Genomic DNA, 22,914 nt, shown 5'->3' on the forward strand with positions numbered 1-22,914 from the left:
TACTGAATTGCAACTTTCGACCAAAAACACAACTCTAGGACGAGTAAATGTCACTACTGTTACAGATCACAATTTTCCTTGGCGCATCCTTATTGCTTGTCCCTTTGCTCAAGCGCTTTGGTATTGCAACGGTTTTGGGATATCTGTTCACCGGTATTTTGCTCGGCCCCGATGTCTTTAACATTGCCAGTGATCCCGAAGCGATCCAAGAGCTCGCTGAATTTGGCGTGATCTTACTGATGTTCCTGATCGGACTCGAACTTCGTCCACAGCGGCTATGGAGCATGCGTAGTTCTATTTTCGGCATGGGCAGTTTACAAGTCGGTCTGACCGGTCTGCTTTTAGCGCTAGGCAGTTTTTTTGCCTTACAACAAGGCATTGCAGCCAGTATCGTTATCGGTTTCGCTCTGGCACTCTCCTCTACTGCCTTTGTCTTGCAGATGCTGAGTGAAAAACAGCAATTAAACACCACCTATGGGCAACAATCCTTTTCGATTTTGCTGTTTCAAGATATGGCCGCAATTCCCCTGATTGCAGTCATCCCCCTGCTCGCAGGAACAGAATCATCACATCACGGAATCGCCTATTTCGCTGCAATCATTGCAACTTTTTCAGGCTTATTTTTATTTAGTCGATACTTAATGCGGCCTTTTTTCCGTTTCGTCGCGAAAAGTGGCGCGCATGAACTGATCACTGCTGTTGGCTTATTTATTGTGCTGGGTGTCGTGGTGTTGATGGATGTACTGGGCATCAGTACCACACTCGGAGCATTTCTGACGGGCGTGCTATTGGCAGACTCGGAATTCCGCCATGAACTCGAAGCCAGTATTGCTCCGTTTAAAGGGCTTTTACTTGGGCTGTTCTTTATGACCGTGGGAATGACCACGGAACTGTCATTATTCGTTGAAATGCCGTGGTTCATTATCGGTGGTGCGTTGGCACTGATGCTCATCAAAATGGCGTCACTTACCGCGATTGCGCGTTATCTTAAAAATACATGGCGCAACAGTATTTTACTGGCAACCTGTTTGGCTCAAGGCGGTGAATTTGCCTTTGTGGTCTTTAGCGTGGCGAAAAGTGAAAATGTCGTACAGCAGGCCATTTTGGAGCCATTAACCCTCATCGTCACTTTGTCGATGGTGTTGACCCCTATGTTGTACTGGTTAATACAATCACAAATTTTGCCACGTTTTAATCCAAAAACCATCCCCGAATATGACGACATTCCGGATGAACATAATCCTGTGATTATTGCGGGCTTTGGACGTTTTGGACAAATCATTGCTCGTGTGGCGCATTTACAGCATTTGTCTTTTACCGCTATTGATAGCAACTTAGACAAAGTCGATTTCGTACGTAATTATGGTGGTCATCTATATTATGGCGATGCCACACAACCAGATATTTTACGCGCTGCGGGCATTGAACATGCCAAAGTGTTCGTCCTTGCCATAGATGATATTGAAGACTCGATGAACGTGGCGCGTCATATTCGCCTGAATTACCCTCAGTTAAAATTATTGGTCCGTGCGCGTGACCGTCATCAGGTGCATCTGCTGCGTGATTTGGGGATTGAGCATATTTGGCGTGAAACCTATTTATCGTCTTTAGGAATGGCCTATCACATGCTGTGCGACTTAGGCATCAGCGATGAAGATGCCTATAAAAGTATCGAATTGTTCCGTGATTATGATGAAAAACTGCTGACTCAACAGCAGCAAATCTATACCGATGAACAAAAAATTTATGAAACGCATCGTAATGCTTTAGCTGAACTGGAACATTTGTTTGAAAGCGATGCGCAAGCCCGTGAAAAACCTACAGGTGTTGATTTACAACGCAGCTTACAACGTCATCGTATTGATGTCACAAGAGATGATAATGAATGACTTGTGTTTTACAATATCGTCACCATTAAAGCAGGGTTATGGAGAATTTTATGTCAGATTTACGCCAACGCTTTTTTATTGAAGATAGCCCTGTTCGTGGAGAAGTGGTTCATCTTGAAGAAGCCCTACAAACGATTCTTGCACAGCGTGACTATGCACCTGCTGTACAAATTCTCTTGGGTGAAATGCTCAGCGCGACTGCCTTGTTGGCCAGCACCTTAAAAATTAAAGGTCGTATTAGCTTACAAATTCAGGCTGCAGGCACTTTTAAATGGGCAATGGCGGAATGTAATCATCTCGGTGAAGTTCGCGCACTTGCAGATTATGAAGAAGACCCGCACTTTCAAACCGCTGAAGACAGCAGCACGGTACTGAAAGCCTTGGTTAACCCTGTGCTTTTCATTAATATCGAGCCTGAATTTGGTGAGCGTTATCAAGGGATTGTACCTTTAGACAAACCGACTTTAGCGGGTTGCTTGATGCAATATTATGATTTATCTGCACAAATCCCAACACGTATCGTCTTAGCAAGCAGCAACAGTCGTTCAGGTGGTTTACTGATTCAGTTATTACCTCGGAATAGCGAAGAAGAACAACGCCGAGTTGATGAAGATCTATGGCCACGTTTAACCATGCTGACCGAGACATTAAAAGCAGAAGAGTTAACGTCTTTATCTGCAAACGAAATTTTATATCGTTTATATAACGAAGAAGAAGTTCGTCTACCTGAAACTGAAGCCTTAAAATTTGGCTGCACGTGTTCAAAAGAACGCTGTGCAACAGCACTTGAACAAATTGGTGTTGCTGCAGTTCGTGAAACTCTAGAGTTTCAAAACCCAATTGAAATGGACTGCCAATTCTGTAATACAAAATATACTTTTACGGCAGAAGAAGCTTTATCCCTTTTTGGTCAACACCTCAGCTAAATCATTGCATGATTAAAAGCCTAAATCTAAGCATCCCTCGGGGTGCTTTTTTATTGTCCCCGCAAAATTGAGACCAGCTACTTTCTTGCGCTTAGTCGAATGGTTGCGAACTTTATAACCTCAAGAGGCTTTGTTGCACAAAGCTATTCTTGAAGGCTTCTTCAGTAATATAATTTCCAGATGAAGAAGCCTACACCTAAAATCTATCGTACAACCAATTGGTCCTCGTATAACCAAGCTTTAATCAAGCGAGGAAATATTTCAATCTGGTTTGATCCTAAGACGCAATGGTATGCACAACCACAAGGCAAGCAAGGACGAAATCAAACTTATTCCGATACAGCGATTCAATGCTGTTTAATGATCAAATCTCTATTCCGTCTTTCTTTACGTATGGTTACTGGCTTTGTTCAAAGCCTGATTAAACTCTGTGGCTTGAATTGGACAGCACCAGATTACTCCACCCTTTGTAGACGACAAAAGCATATTGATATTGCGATAAGCTATCAGAAAAGTCATGATGGGTTACACCTACTTGTCGACTCTACGGGTTTAAAGTTTTTAGGTGAAGGCGAATGGAAGCGTAAAAAACATCAGCCTGAATACCGTCGGCAATGGCGTAAACTGCATATTGGTATAGATGCTGAAACACTGCAAATACGTGCCGTTCAGCTTACTACAAATAATGTCAGTGATTCACAAGTACTAGGTGATTTACTGGATCAAATTCCACTAGATGAGCGAATAGATTCTGTCTATACCGATGGCGCGTACGACACGAAGTGCTGCAGAAAAGTGATTTCAGATCGTCAAGCACATGCAGTAATTCCACCCAGAAAGAATGCCAAGCCCTGGAAAGATTCTAAAATAAGTTCAATAGAACGAAATGAGTTACTTCAAACGGTTAAACATTTAGGTAGAACCCTATGGAAAAAATGGTCGGGTTATCACCGTCGTAGTTTGGTGGAAACCAAGATGCATTGCATCAAATTATTAGGTGATAGGCTGACGGCAAGACATTTTCAAAGTCAGGTCAATGAAATTCATGCGCGTGTGGCAGTTCTGAATAGATTTACGGAATTAGGTAGACCTCGCACCCAAGTTGTGTCTTAAATTTGAATGGATTGGGGAGAACTCAGCTTTTGAATGTTTATGCAACAAAGCCACCTCAAGATGATCAGCTGTATTTGCGATCAATTTTTTTTCGAGTAGAATCGCGCCAGAAATAAAGTCAAAAAAATCAACAGAGCTTTATTTTTAATAGAAAAATAATGTAAAAAAACTGGATAAAATATGAAACTCAAAATACTCGCTATTCTTTTAGCCATGTTCTGCTTTGGCCCAATAACAGCACATGCAGCAGACCTCGTCGGGACATGGAAAACCATAGATGACAAAACAGGCTATGCTCGTGCTGAAGTCCAAATCACTAAATTAAAAGACGGCAGCTATAGCGGTAAAATCACCAAAGTGCATGCCATCCCCAACCGCCCTGTCACCACGATTTGTGAAAAATGCGAAGGTAAACTCAAAAATGCACCCTTAATTGGTTTACCGATCTTCTCTGGCTTTAAACATAATGCAAAAGAGAATGCCTATACCGATGGCAAGGTGATCGACCCACTTTCAGGCAATACTTATCAAGGTAAAGGGCAATTGAATGCACGCGGCAATGTGCTGACACTTCGAGGTTATGTTGGAACCACGCTCCTCGGCCGGACGGTATCTTGGATCCGCGTCAACTAAAGCGGCCTTTTGGCTTTCATTGGCATGATAAACTCAACTCCAGACGAGTTTATCATGCCGATAACAATCTACTTTGAGATGAATTCCGACTATTTTACTAGTGCGTAGACGTTCAGCATAAACCTCATTTAGCGCCAACTCGTTCATGTTTTGGCTCAAAATATAAATACCAATTCTTAAAAAATCACTAGAATATTCATATTATTTCAGGCTACATTAAACCCATAATATTTTTATGCCTTTAAGTTTTAGGCATCCGCTTTTTGTGTAATGTGGGTAATTATATGGCTGTTAAACTCCTCCCTTCTATCCTGTTCGGCATGTTCTCCATCTGCAGTTTATCCTCTGCTTTTGCAGCGATTGACCCCTTAGTGGGGACATGGAAAACCATTGATGATCGAACAGGTTATTCCCTTGCCGATGTAGTGATTCGTAAAGATAAGCATGACCTGTATTCGGCCACTATTATCCAAAGCCGAAGCGTACCGGGAACGGCAAATGTTTCGACATGCACGCAATGTACAGGTGCTCAGAAAAATAAACCAATGGTCGGTTTAACCACTTTAAGCGGCCTAAGCGCTGATCCAGAAAAGCCCAATGAATTTGTGGGTGGAGTAATGCTCGATCCCAAATCAGGCAAGCACTACAATGCACGCGCTCGTTTGATGAATAATGGCAAGCATTTAATCATCAATGGTCGTACTGAAGGCTCTGCAATTGGACGCAATGTCACTTGGGTCAAAAACTAAGCACTAGGCCTTTAAATCATTAAAGGCCTTTTTTTTAACTTAAAAATTAGAGTAAAAACTCCATATTAAAGCAGCGTTTTAAAAAAATATGCCAAATACATCACAAACTATCACATTGATTTTGTAGGACTTTATATATAAATTAGGCAACTTACTCTAAAAACACAATTCTGAATTTTCAGGGGATGAAATGAAAAAAATATATCAACAATTATTTGCCGGAATACTACTTAGCACTTTGTCAGGATTGTCAATCGCTGCGGAAACCGATCCGCTAGTGGGGAAGTGGAAAACCGTCGATGACCGTACAGGATATTCGCGTGCAGACGTTGAAATTCGCAAAAAAGCCGATGGAAGCTATGAAGGCATCATTGTCACCACACGCAATGTCCCTGGCACTGAAAAAATGGGCGTCTGCTCGAACTGCCCAGGTGAATTGAAAAATAAACCTTTTATCGGCTTGCCATTTATTTGGGACTTTAAACAAGATCCAAAAAATCCACGTGAATTCCAAAACGGTAAAGTTCTGGACCCGATTGGTGGAAAAATCTATAAAGGCAAAGCAAGACTTAGTGCTTCAGGAAAACATTTAACTATACGTGGGTATGTTGGTGTATCTGTGATTGGTCGTAGTGTCACTTGGATAAAATATTAATTTTAAATGTGTTTTTAAAAGCCTCCTCGTGAGGCTTTTTTATTGTCATGTTTTGAAACAATAAGATGCTGTTTGCCCCTATGACAGTTTGATGAACCCTTCTATATTGATTAAAACATGATCAATATTTATACAGAGAGTATGCCAGACAATCACTATCAAACTTTAGGGATCGCCCGAGATGCTTCGGCTGATCAAATAAAAAAAGCCTATCGAAAATTGGCGCGTAAATATCACCCTGACGTCAGTAAAGAGGCTGATGCTGAAGCGCGCATGCAAGCGATTAATGTTGCATACGACACCTTGGGTGATGCCGAAAAGAAAAAACAATACGATTTTGAACTCGATCATCCACAAGGATTTGCTGGGTTTAATGCTGGCAACCAAGGTGGTTTTGACCAATCTGAGTTTTATCGCCAATCGACGAGTGATGGTCAGCATGCGGACTTTAGTGGATTTGAAGACTTGTTTGGTCGTTTTGGGCAAGGCTTTGGTGGCGGTGACTATCAGTATCAACGTGCAAACCGCCAAACCAAGAGCTTCCGTGGTGAAGACCAACACGCCAGTTTAGAAGTGGATTTAGAAATCGCATTTCATGGTGCAACGCAGAATATCACCTTGCAGATTCCGAGCTTAAATGCCCATGGTGAGCCTGAAGTTCAACGTAAAACCCTGCAAGTCAAAATTCCTACAGGCATGAAATCAGGTCAACAAATTCGACTCTCGGGCCAAGGGCAAGCGGGCTATAACGGTGGAGCTGCTGGCGATTTATACATTGAAATTTTGTATAAACAAACCGAGCAAACCCGTGTAGAAGGTGCTGATATTTTCCAACAACTGAATATCAGTCCTTGGGAAGCCGCATTGGGTCAAAAAATTGCATTTACCAGTCCTGATGGCAAAACATTAGAGCTACAAATTCCTAAAAATGCGCGTACTGGACAGCAGCTACGATTAAAGGACAAAGGGATACCAAACAAAACACCCGGACAGCTTTACCTGATTTTAAATATAGTGATACCAGCTGCACACACAGAACAAGAGCAACAAGCATATGCGGCTTTTGCTCAAGCTTTTCCGTCATTTAATCCACGACAGTCTTAAGGAGAGCACCATGACAACAATTCATTATCGTGAAATTGTCTGTGACGGATGTAAACAGACTGAAATCGTAGACGAAAAAAGTAGTTTTGATCTACAACACTTTGCCTCTGCCTGTGGGCAAAGTCCAGAATGGGTTCTGCAACTACTCGAATACGATATTCTGCCTAGCCGTTCAGAAGACAGGATTCATCAATTTTTTGGCGATGATATATCTCGCGCACGGCGTGCGTATCGGCTTCAACGAGATTTCGATGCCAGTTTTACTGCGGTCGCTATGATGCTTGATTTAATTGACGAAGTTCAACAACTACGTCGCCAAGTCAAACACCAACAGTTTCATTCACATTAAATGTAATCATGAACGCTCTGCCTCGCAGGGCGTTTTTCTTTTCTTGTAGAGTTTGTCTTGTAGAGGAAGTGATCGACAACCATGAAAACACGAGATTGCAATAAAAAAGTCAAAAACATGTTTCCTGAGTACCGTGATTTGGTCTCTCAGTTACGTGATGAAAATCCATATTTTGCACGGATCTTTGAAGAACATGATGAGTTAGATCGTGAAATTATTCAATTGGAATTAAATCCTGTCAATCATCATAACACGGATATTGAGACCATTAAGCGTAAGAAATTAAAGCTAAAAGATGAAATTTATCGCTTGCTGAAAAGTAACGAAAATGATGATATCTCTTGAGATATCGATTCATGTATAGGGGATTTTTCATGATGCATGTCGTTCGCAGTACAACCCACGAGGCTACGCAATTGAATTACTAAGACCATAAGGATCGGTCAAATCGCGTTGTACTGCAGATTTTTAAAAAACAATAAAATCATGACAAAGGATTCATCATGCAAATACATCATGTGCTATTTGGAGCATTACTCAGTTTCAGCGGTCTGTTGCATGCCAATGATATGACCTGTGTTTGGAAAACAATTGATGACCAAACAGCAGATTCACACAGTGACCTTATTGTGCCTAACAATGCCGATTAGACGGACTGTAGAACATTCACTGCAATGCCCCATTAGTCGAAATATGCTTAAAATGCAAAGGCAAACTCAAAAATGCTCCCTTGGTGGATCTCGAAATTATCAAAGGATTTAAACCAGACCCACAACATCCAAATGAATATAGCAATGGAACCGTGCTGGATCCCCTCTCGGGCAATGTCTATAAAGGCAAAGGCAAGCTGAGTGCAAATGGCAAACGTTTAACCATGCGCGGCTATATTGGCGTGTCTGCACTCGGACGTAGTACCACATGGATTCGTAATGATTAGCAACTAAACCCACCCATCAGAGAAGCTGACACGAATTATTTGAGTTTCGTCAGCTTCTCAATTTCTTTCATGGTTTTAACCGTACCTTTGACTGTGCCCTTCACCGTCTGTTTGATTGGTTCATAATCCATAAACCAAAACAGATTCATGTGTTGATCGCCGTGCTGCTGTGCTAACATATCAATCACACTTTTTTCACCGCGCCCGACCAAATGCCGTCGATAAAAATAATACAGTAGTAAAATCGTGGTCATCAGCATGATGCCGAGCATGATCCAAAAACCGGTTGGCGATTTGAGTCCCGGAATAAACTCAAAGTTCATACCGTATATACCGGTTAATAAGGTTAATGGTGCGAAAATTGCCGTAATAATCGCCAGAATCCGCATATTTTCATTGGTTTGGTTAGCAACGGCTGAAAAATGCAGATCAATGGCGGCCTGCACGGCACTGCGTAATCGTGTGGTATGTTTTTGAATGCGTTCGATATGGCTGGTTAAATCATCTACGCGAACCAGCATGATATCCTGCTTTTCACTGCGCTTTTTGCCTTTCAAATGTGGGTAATTATCCACAACTTCATCACGCAGTTCTTGCAAGGCTTCAATTTGCTCTTCACACAAATTTTCCACTTGCTGAAAGGCCATATTTTCCTGCAACAACTGATGCCACTTGGTAAAACGTCGATGGCCTTGCAGCAATTCTTGCTGCCAGAACTCGACACGGCGGGTCAATGGAACACGTAAATCGAGGTATCCATCTACCATATTATTCAGTAAGCGCAATGCCAAATCTAAGGGTGTAAGGGCTAATTTTCGTGGTTTATTTTGTTCATCAATCGGCCGAGAAATTAAGGTTTCAATTCGTTGGATATAACTTTCAATGGCTTTGTTGCCTTTTTCGCGCACCGTGATCAGCACTTGGGGCGTGAGCAAAAAACTGATCGGGGTGGTCGCCAAACCAAAGACCCGCTCATGCTTTTCAAGCGCATCGGCGCCGGCAGCAATTTGGTCATCGGGTGTAACCATTTTTCTAAAAATTAATAAATCGTAATCATCAAGTGTGTCAAAAGCACACGGATGCTCTAAATTTAAAATATCCCGCAGATGGTATTCATTGACCCGTAGATCTGATGCCTGAAAAATATCACTCTGCCACTGCTCTGGGCGGTTGACGACATCTTCACGGGTACAATCAATCCAAATAAACTCAGGCTCAAGTTCAGTATGATGCTCACATTGCACTTGGTCTTGCACATAGATATGCGCGGCTGTTGGATGCTGAAAAAAATAATAGGTTTGCATATCTCATTTATTATTGTGTTTACTTTTTGCATGATGCCATAAAAAAAGCCTTGAGCAAGTCAAAGTTCATACTCTGACTGCACTCAAGGCTTTTTAGAATCCATTCACAGAGCCGAAACCCTGTGAATCAACAAACCATTAAGCTTGTTCGATGTCTTTCATGGTTAATTTGATACGACCGCGGTTGTCGACATCAGCAACTTGTACTTTGATCTCTTGACCTTCAGATAATACGTCTGAAACGTTCGCAATGCGTTCGTTAGAAATTTGAGAGATGTGAAGTAAGCCATCAGTACCTGGAAGGATGTTTACAAACGCACCAAATTCAACGATACGAATCACTTTACCAGTGTAGATTGTACCTGGTTCGATTTCAGCAGTAAGCGCTTGGATTTTCGCAACAGCAGCAGAAGCAGCCGCTTTAGTTTCACCAAATACGCGAACTGTACCGTTATCTTCGATATCGATCGCTGCTTTGGTTTCTTCAGTGATCGCACGAATCGTTGCGCCACCTTTACCAATCACATCACGGATCTTATCAGGGTTGATGTTGATCACTTGGAATGTAGGTGCGTGCATAGAGATTTCAGGACGAGCGCGTGAAATTACTTGGTTCATTGCATTTAAGATGTGCATACGACCTGCATACGCTTGGTTCAATGCAACTTCCATGATCTCTTCAGTAATACCTTCGATCTTGATGTCCATTTGAAGTGCAGTAATACCGTTTGCAGAACCGGCTACTTTAAAGTCCATATCACCAAGGTGGTCTTCATCACCCAAGATGTCAGAAAGCACTGCGAAACGTTCGCCTTCTTTCACAAGACCCATCGCAATACCAGCAACTGGCGCTTTAAGTGGAACACCTGCGTCCATAAGTGATAGAGAAGCACCACATACAGAAGCCATTGAAGATGAACCGTTAGATTCAGTGATGTCCGATACGATACGGATCACGTACGGGAAGCGGTCAGCTGCAGGAAGTACAGCTTGAACACCACGACGCGCTAGACGACCGTGACCGATTTCACGACGTTTAGGACCAGATTCACGACCAGTTTCGCCTACAGAGTATGCAGGGAAGTTGTAGTGCAACATGAAGTTGTCAGTTTTTGTACCCGCTAATGTATCTACCATTAACGCATCACGCGTATTACCCAAAGTTGTTGTTACCAACGCCTGAGTTTCACCACGTGTAAATAATGCAGAACCGTGAGCACGGTCTAATACACCAACTTGTACGTCAAGCGCACGAACAGTTTTGGTATCACGGCCATCAATACGTGGCTTACCTGACAAGATGTTGTCACGTACTGTACGGTATTTAAGGTCTTCGAATAATTCAGCTAAGTCGTCAGCGATACCATCAACGTCATCTTCTGGAACGAATTGAGCAACAGCTTCAGCTTGAAGCGCATCAAGTGCTGCATAACGATCGTGTTTAACCGCGATTGTGTATGCTTCAGAGATTTTCGCTTCAAACGCTTCTTTTAATTTTGCACGAAGGTCTTCGTTTTTCGCAGGTGCAGTCCAAGTAGACTCTGTTGCACCAGCAGCTGCAGCAAATTCTTTAATCGCTTGGATCGCGATTTGCATTTCGTCATGACCGAACAATACAGCGCCAAGCATTTGGTCTTCAGAAAGTTCTTTCGCTTCTGATTCAACCATCAATACCGCAGATTCTGTACCTGCAACCACAAGGTCAAGGTCAGATTCTTTTAACTGTTCGTGATTCGGGTTAAGGATGTATTCACCGTTGATTAAACCAACGCGTGCACCACCGATTGGACCACGGAAAGGTGTACCCGCAATTGCAAGAGCAGCTGAAGTACCTAACATTGCAGCAATGTCAGCTTCCATTGTCTTATCAGAAGAAATAACAGTCGCAGTCACTTGAATTTCGTTGTAGTAACCTTCTGGGAACAATGGACGAATTGGACGGTCAATTAAGCGTGAAATAAGCGTTTCAGCTTCAGACGCACGGCCTTCACGTTTACCATAACCACCTGGAATACGACCTGCAGCATATTGTTTTTCTTGGTAGTTAACAGTCAATGGGAAGAAGTCTTGACCTGCTTTCGCTGTTGGCTGAGCAACAACAGCAACAAGAACTTGTACACCACCCATAGTGATGATCACAGTATTCGCTTGACGCGCAATACGACCTGTTTCTAGGACAACTTGATGCTGACCATATTGGAATTCTTTACGAATAATATTAAACATCGACATGTTTTATTTTTTCCTGATTTTATTCTAGTGGAGACCCCTAAGGTTTGGCATTCATTCAACGCCCCAAACGCTGTAACATAAATGACAAAGCTTAGAAGCCGACCTCACTAGATATTAAAAACATTAATTTAAAATACTAATTTAAGACACAAAGAAGGAGCGAATCATCGCCCCTTCCCCATTATCCAACCAAGGTTGGATAGACTTTAGTTTTCAGTAATACGGCACTTAGCATGCAATAGTCCGAAAATAAAAGTTTAAATCGAATTAACGACGTAAACCTAAAGCAGCAATCAATGCGCTGTAACGAGTAGCGTCTTTACCTTTAAGGTAGTCAAGAAGCTTACGACGTTGGTTAACCATACGAATAAGACCGCGACGGCTATGGTGGTCGTGTTTGTGCTCTTTGAAGTGACCTTGTAAATCATTGATTTGAGCAGTTAAAAGAGCTACTTGAACTTCTGGTGAACCAGTGTCGTTTTCAGCGCGAGCGAATTTTGCAATGATCTCTGCGCGATCTGCGTTTGTTAAAGCCATTCGATTTCTCCGAGATGCTTATAAAGTTAACTTTTGATACGAATCAACCAATAAATCAGCTGACTGCCGTGCATCACTACAGCAAGTGCATTATATTAAGGGAAAATCGTCCCAATTGCAAAAAGAGATGGCCGACTTCGTCAGGTTTTCATGACGATAATAGCGCCTTTTTTTTCACATCGATTCCATTATAAATTTTTTATATGTTTCGATACTTTATGCGACACAAAACCGCATATTTCTAACATGTTGAATGCGATGTCATTGAATGAATTTTAAACTGATTTTTTGATATATTTTGCCACTCGATGTTTAGCATGCAAAACTCAAAGTGGAATGATTAAAAAAAAGCCCGAGCTAGGCTCGGGCTTTTTTGCGCTGTAGTTTCTTCTTTTTTAGTTATTGTTTTATTATTTATTGTTTTATGTGGCGCTTTTCCGCGTCCTTATGTCAAACATTCCATGTTTTAACTTGCACTTCCTTATGTGGTAGATTTTGCCACAACGGCTATTAGATAAAAGTCGTATTTTTCGTATCTATATGTAAGCTTTTTCGTACATCAGTTAAGCTCTATTTCTTTTCTGTTACAGCGTATAGGCATTTCTTATTTTCCAGACATAAAAAAGCCCTGTAGTCTCTCCCAAAACTACAAGGCTTAGCGGCTGTAAGTTTCCTATTTCCTTACTTCACTGTAAGTTCGCTGTCTTTTGACGTTATTCTTATACTTTTGCGATTTTACTCAACCATCCGTGTTGAGTTCTTTTTCTGTGAAGTCATCTTCTCAAAAAGCTCTAAAAAGCTCTATGCGCAAATCTCCTGAATCGATGTAAGCCATTTCTTACAAAATACGGTACATTTTGCCTAGGCTTTACAAAGGTAGGTGATTGTTAATTTTTTCTAACAGACCACTAACTCGCGCTGTTCTTTTTATAAGCGCTTTTGCCAATGCATCTTTTGCAACAAGCAAACTCACCACTTTTTTGGCACGGGTGATGGCGGTATAAATCAGCTCTTTACTCATCATTTCGGTAGCATGATTTTCCAAAACTACCGCCGTATGGGTAAATTCAGAACCTTGAGACTTATGTATGGTCAAGGCATAGGCGGTTTCTATACTTTTAGGTAACCGTGTTGCCACCACCCATTTATCCAAACTTGGAAAATAAACCTCAAACTGCGACTTTTCCGTCATCGGTCGTTTTAAGCAAATCCCGATATCACCATTTGATAGTCCAAGTTGATAATCGTTATAGGTCATCATGACTGGACGACCGACATACCAATCCCCTTGTTTCAACACACCCAAGGCATTTAAGACCCGAAGTTCAATCTGCTGATTGAGTTCATGTAAGCCTAATTTTCCATGTCGAATGGCCGATAGAATTCGATAATCATCAAAATAACGAATCAATTGGGCTAACCAATCTGCATATTCAGCGGGTTGCTCTGGCCATTGTTTTAACCATGCCACATAGGGCTGAAAACCATACATTAGTTGATCATAATATTTTGCCCAATGTGCCGCACTGTTCGTAGCGTCGGGGAGATATTGCAACTGAATCACATCGCTCATATTCGGTGTCAGTTGAATCGGCTGAAGTTCGGATGAAGATACCACCTGATGTTCGAATTTCGCCAGAACTTCTGTGGTTGTTTGCTGCTGTTCTTGTTGTTGAATAAAACCGGCAAACTCACCAATGGCTGCACCTTGCACAAAACGACGGCTGGTCTGTAAATGGGTACGGTTGGCTTGTAAGGCATCGACATCCTGAAGGTTGGCCAAAACTGCGCCAACATCGACCGAAGCCAACTGTTCTGCATCCCCCAATAGAATCAGCTTGCTGTGTTGAGGGATTGCCGCGAATAGCATCTGTGCCAAACTTAAGTCCAACATAGAGGCTTCATCGACCACAATGACGTCATAGGGTAAGCGTTGGCGCTCATTAAACCGAGGAATAGCGCGCGTCCCTAAACCCAATAGACGATGCAAAGTTACGGGTTTCAAATGTTTGTGAATAATCGAATAATGCTGCAATGCAGGGTCTTTAAACGCTGCTTGTAAGGCTTCTTCCATTCGCTGCGCCGCTTTTCCTGTCGGCGCTGCCATGGCAATTCTTAAATTTGGATTTTGCTCATTCAACACGGCAATAATCCGAGCCAAGGTATAGGTTTTACCTGTCCCAGGCCCACCGGTAATGATATTAAAATTGTGCTGACACACCATGTGCAGTGCTTGGATCTGATGGGGATCGGTCAGTAAATCCTTTTCGATATTAAGCATCTGCGTTTGATTGAGATTTTGCTCTGTTTGCTGTTTTAAACGTGCAACTTGCTTGGCTAAAGCATTTTCTAATGCCCAATAGCGATAAAGATAAAGTCGCTGTGAATCAAAAATAAAAGGCGCAACAGGTGTTTTTTCAGCTTGCTCAAGCTGAACCATCTGAGCCAAACATTGAATCTGTACATTTTCGGCCAAAATACAACTGTCGCCTTTTTCCACGGCTTGCATCAATTGTTGAATTAACTGATTTGCAGCAGGATGACTGACCTGATTGGGTAAATAATGTTGGATTAAATAGTCAATCCAATCCGGCAAAACCGCATCTAAATCAGCAGTTTCTTGGGGATTTTGGGTAACTAAAACCTGCATTTCTACAGTGTTTTCTTGTCCCGCGCGCAAAGGCTGTGCTGACAAGGCTTTTTGATCATTTTCCACACAGTTATCCTCAAACTTATCCACAAAGCAACTTATTGTTTCAGCGTGAATATTTTTATCTTTTTCGTGCTTTTTCACGTTTTAGCCACAACCTTTTCGCTCAATATTGCATCGAGGTTTTGAATGAATGTATCCGCCGGCTTCCAGTGATATACTCCACGATCGGACTGTCCATCCATACCACGAAGATACAGATAACTCGCCCCACCCAAATGCTGCGTCATATCATAGTCTTTCATCACGGCTTTCAAATAACGATGCAGGGCCACCAAATATAATGCAGCCTGCAACCAGTAACTGGAATGACTCATACTTTCTCGAATATAGGCATGATTATAATGTGCGGTCTGATCGCCTAAGAAATTACTTTTATAATCGGCAATGTGATAACGCTGACCATCAAAATACACCAAGTCAATCGACCCCGTCAGATAGCGTGCCGTAAACACATCATTCAAATCTTGTATCTGTAAATCTGGCTCATTTAGGCTTTCAAATAGCATGCGTATTTTACGTATCGCCAATGCACGATCTGCCATACTTAAATGAAAGTCCATTTCTGAACGGTATTCACCATCGTTTAACTGATGCAGCCTAAAACCATCATGCAATGGTGTATGAATAATTTGACTGTACCATTCCCGCATTTCTTCAATCAGTTCAGTTTCATCTTGTTCAGGGTTCGCCGTTTGCCCGAACTGTTTCATTAAGTTTTGCAACATTTGCGGCGAATCAAACTCAACATCACTATGAAAACGTGATGCGATGGCTTTGGCCAACTTCTCTTCTGGGGTGCTAAATCGAACTTTTTCCATCAATTTATGCAAGAAACTTCCGGGCTTGGTTCCCTTTGGAAAATGCCGTTTAATCCAACTAATTTTCTCTGCAGTTTCTGCTTCAATGATTTCAATTTGTTCCACTTCATCGGCAGCACTGTCTTCCTGTTCGTTCATTGCCGCTGCCAGTTGGTCACGTTGTATATGTGCCTTATGTGTCGTGCGCGTGAGCGCGGTAAAGCTGGTGGTTTCCCGTGGATAAAAATGGCTATTGGGAATTTCTTCCGCGTCTAATACAACAGTTTCAACCTGAGTCTGAGTCAAAATTGGTGGTGCTGCACGCAAAACATCAGCATCCACACTTTCTGCATGTTGGAACAGATCAGGTTCGCTTCCACGCCAAAAAGTCAGTCCTGAACGCGCTTCTGCCACTTGTTTCTTTTCTACTTCATGATGACGCAGCACGGCATAGACACGATAACTGGCACGGGTCAACGCCACATACCACAAGCGATGGTGCTCTGCTTCATTGCGCGCATCATTTTGTTGAATATCATCTTCGGGTAAATCCGAAGACTTCACAGCAATCACACGTTCTAACCCAAGGCTTTTTTGCTGATTGTCTTTAAGGGAAAAATTCAAATTGCCTTTTTCACTTAAGCCGGCATTTGCTCCCAATAAAAATACACAACCAAACTCTAAGCCTTTGGATGCATGGATCGTCATCAATTGCACCCCCAATTGCCCAGTCAATTTTCGCTCTTGGGTGCTTTCATTATTGATGCCTAAATTGATTTGGCGAATAAACCATTGATAAAGCTTATGTGCACCTGTGTAATGTTCACTTTGCTGACTTAATAATTCTGCGATATGGCGTAAATTCACCACTGTGCGTTCATTATCTCGACTTTGCCCAGCCACCAAACGCGTCCACACCTGAAAGACCGTCATGCAGCTATTCCACGCGCTGCGGAATCCTTGCTCATTCCAAATTTGTCGAATCTGTTCGAGTTTTTCGATAATTTCGCTCAGTCCATCCGCTTGCTGTTCGAGTGCGACCAGTTGTTTCAGATCAAAACCCAATAAACGGCTCAGCAGCGCACGTTTCACCTTGGCTTCTTGATAAGGATTTAAAATCGCCGTCAGCAAAGCGGCTACATCTTGTGCGACGGAACTTTTATAGACACTGTCCCGAGATGCTTTATAACAAGGAACGCCGAGCTGCAATAAACATTGTTGCACTTGCTCTAAGTCGAAATGGTTTTGCCCCAAGACCGCAATATCGTTTGCTGTCAGTGCTCGCTGGGTATTGTTGTCTTGAAAATATAAATGTCCTTGCTGCGCTTGGTTGAGCAATGACTGAATCTGCCAAGCCACTTGCTCAGCTTCATTCAGCGTTTCATCCAAAGCCAACCAACGCAGAGGTTGTGGATTGACTTGATCATGATCAATCAACGGCGGATGCTCACGCTCACCTGCTTGAATTGGGGTGTATTCAACTTGCTCACCAAAGTCCATTTGCCGATGAAACAAGGCATCCACCACTTCAACCAAATTTTTGACTGAACGATGGTTTTTGTTCAAGGTATAACAACGTCCACCCTTGCTTTGAATATCATGACGCGCTTTACGATAGGTCAGCATGTCACCGCCACGGAATCCATAAATCGCCTGTTTCGGGTCGCCGACCATAATCATACAGCCCTGATGTAAGCGCTCCTTGACCCGCCAAATACTGGACAGCATGTCATCTTGATCTTGGTTGGTGTCTTGAAATTCATCGACTAAAATCAGCGGATATCGTGCTAAAACATGGGCAGCAAAACTATCTTTCCCCGCTGCTGAACTTTGCTGTAAGGCTTCCGATAAGGTCCTAATTTGTTGTGAAAAGGTGGTTTCGCCAGCGTGGGACAACACTTGAGGCAAACGCTTTTTGACTTCCTGCGCCAAATAAAAATTCAGGTATTGTTCTGCTTGATTGATATGTTCATAAGCGCTGAGCACCGCTCGGAGTTGTTGAACAAAAGCATGTTGATAAAACGCTTTTGAGACATCAGGCTGCTCTTCAACGACTTTGTCTTTAAAGACACGTGGCTTAAATTCAGTTTTATTCGGATCATAAAACAATGAGCGAATGGCTTTCATCGTCGGTTGTAACACGTCGGACTGGGTCAAAACCCCTTGGCTACCCGCAGCTTCAAAGTGCTGTAAAAACTCGGGAATGCGTGTGTTAAAGGTGACAAAAAATGCCCCTTTATTAAAACGTCGAGCGTCCACCAGGTTTTTATAATGACTTGCGGCATCAAAACACGCTGCAAGTTCTACACGAGCATCAGGCAGCATTTGCGCAAGCTGTTGACACATCGCCTCAAAATGCGCTAAGGCATTTTCAGGTAATTCAGGGACGCGCAAATCCACCGATGGGAAATTTAGACTTTCCTTTACCACGCCCAGATAATATTCAGGACCTTTCAACTGATGATTCAACATCAAATATTCAATCAAATGTGCAGGCTGCTGCTGGATCCAATCTCTTAATAAATCATGAATAATACGTTCAATATGCAGGTCTTCATCATCACTGATTTGCACCTGTTCGATACGACCACTTTCAAAGGCAAATTCACGTAATAACTTTTGACTAAAGCTGTCCAAGGTCCCAACAAACAATTCTTCATATTGTTGTAAGACCACGTTCAGACGATTGTAGGCATAATCTAAATGATCCCCATGATCTTTCAGCACTTGCTGATACAAAGGGTCGCTCAAACTTTGCTGAAGTTCGGCCAACTCATTTTGAGGTGCCGCGAGCAGGCCATAAATAAAGTCACGGGTTTCTTCAATCCGCAGTCGTACCCGCGCTTTGAGTTCCGCTGTGGCTTTACGTGTAAAGGTGGTGGCAATGACCTGATTTGGCATATAGCGATCGAGAAAAATCCGCACCATCAGACTGGAAAGCGTATAGGTTTTTCCTGTACCCGCCGAGGCTTCAATCCAGTGCAGTCCGGTAAAGCTCATGTCTGCAATCGGGTTGGTGGACATTTTCATCGTTTGCTGTGGCATATTCATTTTTTCACCTCAGGCTTGATGACATTGAGTTTTTTTAGGCCGTCATCCGCCTCGGTATCCATCACATGATATAAACGTTCTGCATAATAACGACAGGACAATGCCAGAAGCTCATCTGCCGCTTGTTGCTGTAAAATAAAGCTCCAATCACGATGGTGGCTATTGGCTTCATTCGACTCCAACTCCACTCCACCAAAACTATGATTTTTCAGCCATTCCTCTTGAAGCTTTGCAAAATTATCTGGCATGAGCTGGCCTGTTTCATTCTCCACCCAAGTGCATTTTTCTTGGCGAATTAAGGCAGCAGGCAGCACCACAGGACGTTTTTGTGCATGTTTCCACATCGCCACCCATTCACTGAGCTGCAGCTTGGCTTGTGCAGAGCTTAATCCACAACAGACTATGCTTTTATCATTACAAATCACTTCACGACGATACGTCGCGCCCTCATCGCCTAAGTCTAAATAGCTCAACCACAGCAGATATTCGAGCCAGGTTTGCGTCTGACGCTTAGGCTTTGCCCCAGACGCCATACAGCTTAACCAATGCATACTCTGAGAGTCTTCAGGCACGGTGATGCTCAGTATCAAATGCGGTTCAAGCTGTAAGTTTTGTAAGGTGGTCGCGGTTACACGGCGTCCATCCAAACGCTCTAATAACTGTGCCTGCTCTTGCAAACTGAGCTTCCAAGTCGCTATTTGACTATGTCCCACAGGCAGTACATCTTGGAACAAGGCCATATCGGGTTCAGCTGAGGTCGTAGAGTTCTGATCCTCTGTTTGATCGACACGAGAGGCAGGCTGCACATAATGCTTTTGCAATAAGTCACGGACATGATATTGCTGTAAACGGTCCAGCAACAAAGGCTCTTGCTGCGGCAATTGGTCACCAGTATAGACACTGGCCACGCCAAGCGTTTTCAAATATGCACGGGCAGGAAACACCACATCTTTAATCCATTCCTGACCATCTAATACCCGTACTTCTTGCTCATCATGCACAGGATAATCACGGTTAATCCACGATTGGCGTTGTCCCGACTGATCTAAAATATGTTCCGCCACAGCAAACCATTGATCTTTATATCGTAAGTTTTTCGACTGCTGAAAACCCATCGGGTCAAAAGGCTGCAAAGGATAAATATGGTATAGCGGCTCGAGCTGCTGTGGAATGCGTAAGCCATCCAAATCCAGCATGGCATCATGGGGTTGGTTCAATTGCTGCGGCTGAATCATCCGTGCGAGGAACTGGCTAAACTCATAAATGACAGATGATGGTTCACGACTTTCACCATCATTGACATCAAAGCCATTATAGAAAATCCACAAGGACTGTCGGGCAAATAACAAGGCATCTAGAAATGCACCTTTATCATCTTCCAAACGAGAGCGATCACCCAAAACCGGTTTAAACACATCCATCAAATCAAAAGGCACTTGCTGATCACGACGCGGAAATTTGCCGCTATCCATGTTCATTAACACCACCAATGAAAATGGGACTTGGCGGATTTTCCCCATGTCCGCAAAGGTCACTGATCCTGTCGGTTCGATCTGATCGGCAGAGCTATCGATGCCTTGTTGTATTTCTTTGAGCAGCAAAGATAATGGCAAATTAAAGCTGTTTGGGAGTGACTCAACTTTATCACTTTGAGCATTGTGCAGACGCTGCGTCATCGCACGCATTACACTGCGAATGGTTTCAAATGCTCGACCACTGGCTTCCACAAAAGGCTTCAAATCTGCGTCTAATTGTTGCAACCACACTTTGACCGTCTGTTCGCTGAGATTCGGATTGAGCCAATCTCGACGCGCACTGATATCTCGGTAGATCTGAATTAAAGTTTGCACCAACTCAAAATCACTACTCGACACCCCTGCAAAACTTAACGTGTCCTCAAATACGGCATGTTGTGGTATCGCAATTCCTAACGCCAAACGGTCTAATGCAAATTTAAAGGTATAACGATAATCTCGGTCTTGCTCGGACAAATATGCCAACATGTGCTGTTCGTCTAAACCACGACGGAAACCGGCTTGAATCAGCAGCTCCATCATACGTTCCATTTGCACATGGTCGAGCTGATACAGTTCTTGCACCGCATTCAAATTCAGCCAATCATGAAAATCTTCTGCGGTAAAACGACCTTGGCTAATTTCAATGCGTCCAACGAAAGCTTGCCATGCATTTTGAATATCTTGGCTGACCACCCCTGTAATTTTGACTGGGATATAAGGTAAATCCACAGCACTGCGACCCATGCCACGAGTCGTCGAAAAGACCGTCCGAATATGCGGTTCCAGTTCTTTTAAATTTGGCACCAATACCAAGATATCACTCGGATGGCGTGGCTCCTGTTCCGTGCCCTCGGCCAACCAATGTACCAACTGCTCACGTAAAACTTCTAACTGACGCAGGCTAGAATGACAGACATGAAATTGAATCGATTCATCTGAACCCGCGAGTGCATATTGATGCTGCTTGGGTTCTTCTAAGGTCATGATGTCATATTGAATTTGAGCGAGCAGCGTTGTCGGCTCGGTGTCTGGAAAAATATCTTCCCAACCTTCGCCACCAGACATATTCACCAATAATGCAAAGTTATCCCGCGCACGTTTACCTAAACGCGTCAGTAATGAATGCTGAGATTCACGAAATTCCGCATTGGTTGTACTCAGATAGGCCTGAATTTGTGCCGTGCTGACATTAGGATTTCGTTCAATATAACGCTGTTGCAATTTTAGGTTATAACGATCTTTCCAAACAGGATCGACCATGTCTGCCCAATACTCACGCGATGGGTTGAAATACAACAAATGTACTTCGGTATACGCCGCCAAACGATATAAAAATTTGAGTTGTGCAGGTGGTAGTTCTAAGGTAGTAAAGACAAAAATCTGTTCAGGTAAACCGTTATAGGTTTGGTGACGCTCATCATCATCGCGTTCATCATCCTCAGCATCCAAATCAAATTGCTGCTGCCGATTTTGCTCAGCATGCGCCAAGGCAAACCAAAATTTATTGTCTATTTCCTGACGGTCATTAAAGTCTTTTTGGAATACTTGATGCCACAGCCAACGCTGCCAATGCTCCAGTTGTCGAGCCTGAGTCGGTAGATATTCATCAGCTTGTTCAGGTTTCAGACCTGTAAGTTGCATAATATTTAACGGCTGGTTATAACTCCACGCTTTTAGCCAGTCAGTATCGCAATGTGGACAAACCCAGTGCTCAACACCTTCATCTGGGGTATGAATACAACTGCCACGAAAGGCCATGTAGTTGGTAAAAAGCCGAGTGACTTGAGCAGCGATCCAGTACAACATTTCTTGCCGCTTTTGCTCACGTTTTTTTCGATCGGAGAGCTGTACTGTACTGTCAAAAATACGCTGGACTAAGGGCTGCACATCTGTCGGAATCTGTGCTGCATCAAACTGATCAGCCGCAATAAAAACCGCTAAAGCATTATAAATACGCCATTGCATAATCAACGGCGGCATGTTGATACCTTTAATCCGCTCACGGTCTTGTTTATTCGGCAAGGCCCAATCGTAGGCTTTCCACTGCAGCCCTAAAATTTTACGATGATGCTTAATATTGGCACTAATACTGATTTTTTCAGCAATTTGTTTTTCTAACCATGCAGCAATGGCTTGATCGGGCACCACGATATGTCGTTCTTGCAAGACAGACAAAGCATTGGTCGATTGATTCGATTTTAATTTTTCGATCAGACAATCCACCAAAACTTCGATTCGTTGACTTTGAATTACATGTATTGCCATGGATTACCTATACAGCCTGCGTGACCAACTACTACAAAACAACAATGATTATTTACTATACATCTTGGGCTGTCTATGCGACTTTGACAAGAGAATAGATTGCAAAAAATGCTTTTAAACAAGTATCTTAATGATACTTTATG

Annotated in this window: 17 protein-coding genes; 11 read left to right on the top strand and 6 right to left on the bottom strand. The window is 42.8% G+C overall.

Going from position 1 to position 22,914, the window contains the following annotated elements; all coding sequences use genetic code 11:
- The first annotated feature begins 47 nt into the window (after positions 1–47).
- From AC4CU0_RS13425 to AC4CU0_RS13475, 11 genes are all read left to right on the top strand, one after another.
- A complete protein-coding gene (locus AC4CU0_RS13425; RefSeq protein ID WP_490743306.1) occupies positions 48–1,889 on the top strand; it encodes a monovalent cation:proton antiporter-2 (CPA2) family protein in 1,842 nt (613 codons plus the stop codon).
- Between the two features lie 50 nt (positions 1,890–1,939).
- Positions 1,940–2,815, top strand: coding sequence for an Hsp33 family molecular chaperone HslO (gene hslO / locus AC4CU0_RS13430; RefSeq protein WP_078189788.1), 876 nt, complete (start codon positions 1,940–1,942; stop codon positions 2,813–2,815).
- A gap of 180 nt (positions 2,816–2,995) precedes the next feature.
- A complete protein-coding gene (locus AC4CU0_RS13435; protein ID WP_004812228.1) occupies positions 2,996–3,928 on the top strand; it encodes an IS5-like element ISAha3 family transposase in 933 nt (310 codons plus the stop codon).
- A 180-nt stretch (positions 3,929–4,108) separates the two neighbouring features.
- Positions 4,109–4,561, top strand: a complete 453-nt coding sequence (locus AC4CU0_RS13440; protein WP_180035003.1) for a DUF2147 domain-containing protein — start codon at positions 4,109–4,111, stop codon at positions 4,559–4,561.
- Positions 4,562–4,845: 284 nt separating this feature from the next.
- Entirely contained in the window at positions 4,846–5,310 is a 465-nt protein-coding gene (locus AC4CU0_RS13445; protein WP_180120900.1) for a DUF2147 domain-containing protein, read from the top strand.
- A gap of 190 nt (positions 5,311–5,500) precedes the next feature.
- Positions 5,501–5,965 (top strand): DUF2147 domain-containing protein, encoded by a 465-nt coding sequence (locus AC4CU0_RS13450; protein WP_078192815.1) that lies wholly within the window; start codon positions 5,501–5,503, stop codon positions 5,963–5,965.
- A gap of 141 nt (positions 5,966–6,106) precedes the next feature.
- Positions 6,107–7,069 carry a DnaJ C-terminal domain-containing protein gene (locus tag AC4CU0_RS13455; protein ID WP_490743513.1) on the top strand — a complete coding sequence of 321 codons (963 nt, stop codon included), beginning with the start codon at positions 6,107–6,109 and terminating at the stop codon, positions 7,067–7,069.
- Positions 7,070–7,079: 10 nt separating this feature from the next.
- Positions 7,080–7,418, top strand: a complete 339-nt coding sequence (locus AC4CU0_RS13460; RefSeq protein ID WP_111885626.1) for a chaperone modulator CbpM — start codon at positions 7,080–7,082, stop codon at positions 7,416–7,418.
- A gap of 81 nt (positions 7,419–7,499) precedes the next feature.
- A complete protein-coding gene (locus tag AC4CU0_RS13465) occupies positions 7,500–7,763 on the top strand; it encodes an HP1242/YdcH family protein (protein WP_078192816.1) in 264 nt (87 codons plus the stop codon).
- Positions 7,764–7,921: 158 nt separating this feature from the next.
- Entirely contained in the window at positions 7,922–8,068 is a 147-nt protein-coding gene (locus tag AC4CU0_RS13470) for a hypothetical protein (RefSeq protein ID WP_490743307.1), read from the top strand.
- Positions 8,069–8,151: 83 nt separating this feature from the next.
- Entirely contained in the window at positions 8,152–8,355 is a 204-nt protein-coding gene (locus AC4CU0_RS13475; protein WP_490743308.1) for a DUF2147 domain-containing protein, read from the top strand.
- A gap of 35 nt (positions 8,356–8,390) precedes the next feature.
- On the opposite strand, the gene AC4CU0_RS13480 is transcribed toward AC4CU0_RS13475, so the two are convergent.
- From AC4CU0_RS13480 to AC4CU0_RS13505, 6 genes are all read right to left on the bottom strand, one after another.
- Complete coding sequence (locus AC4CU0_RS13480) at positions 8,391–9,659, bottom strand: magnesium transporter CorA family protein (RefSeq protein WP_490743309.1); 1,269 nt, start codon at positions 9,657–9,659, stop codon at positions 8,391–8,393.
- Between the two features lie 138 nt (positions 9,660–9,797).
- A complete protein-coding gene (gene pnp, locus AC4CU0_RS13485; RefSeq protein WP_490743514.1) occupies positions 9,798–11,885 on the bottom strand; it encodes a polyribonucleotide nucleotidyltransferase in 2,088 nt (695 codons plus the stop codon).
- Positions 11,886–12,158: 273 nt separating this feature from the next.
- A complete protein-coding gene (rpsO, locus tag AC4CU0_RS13490) occupies positions 12,159–12,428 on the bottom strand; it encodes a 30S ribosomal protein S15 (protein ID WP_067761248.1) in 270 nt (89 codons plus the stop codon).
- Positions 12,429–13,296: 868 nt separating this feature from the next.
- Positions 13,297–15,078: an exodeoxyribonuclease V subunit alpha gene (recD, locus tag AC4CU0_RS13495; RefSeq protein WP_490743515.1), complete on the bottom strand. Its 1,782-nt coding sequence runs from the start codon at positions 15,076–15,078 to the stop codon at positions 13,297–13,299.
- Positions 15,079–15,218: 140 nt separating this feature from the next.
- A complete protein-coding gene (locus AC4CU0_RS13500) occupies positions 15,219–18,989 on the bottom strand; it encodes a UvrD-helicase domain-containing protein (RefSeq protein WP_490743310.1) in 3,771 nt (1,256 codons plus the stop codon).
- The gene (locus AC4CU0_RS13505) at positions 18,986–22,771 is read right to left on the bottom strand and encodes an exodeoxyribonuclease V subunit gamma (RefSeq protein ID WP_490743311.1); all 3,786 of its coding nucleotides are present in this window, start codon (positions 22,769–22,771) and stop codon (positions 18,986–18,988) included. The genes AC4CU0_RS13500 and AC4CU0_RS13505 overlap by 4 nt, the downstream gene beginning before the upstream one ends.
- Positions 22,772–22,914: the final 143 nt, after the last annotated feature.

The organism is Acinetobacter sp. LipI_15 (assembly GCF_058242865.1).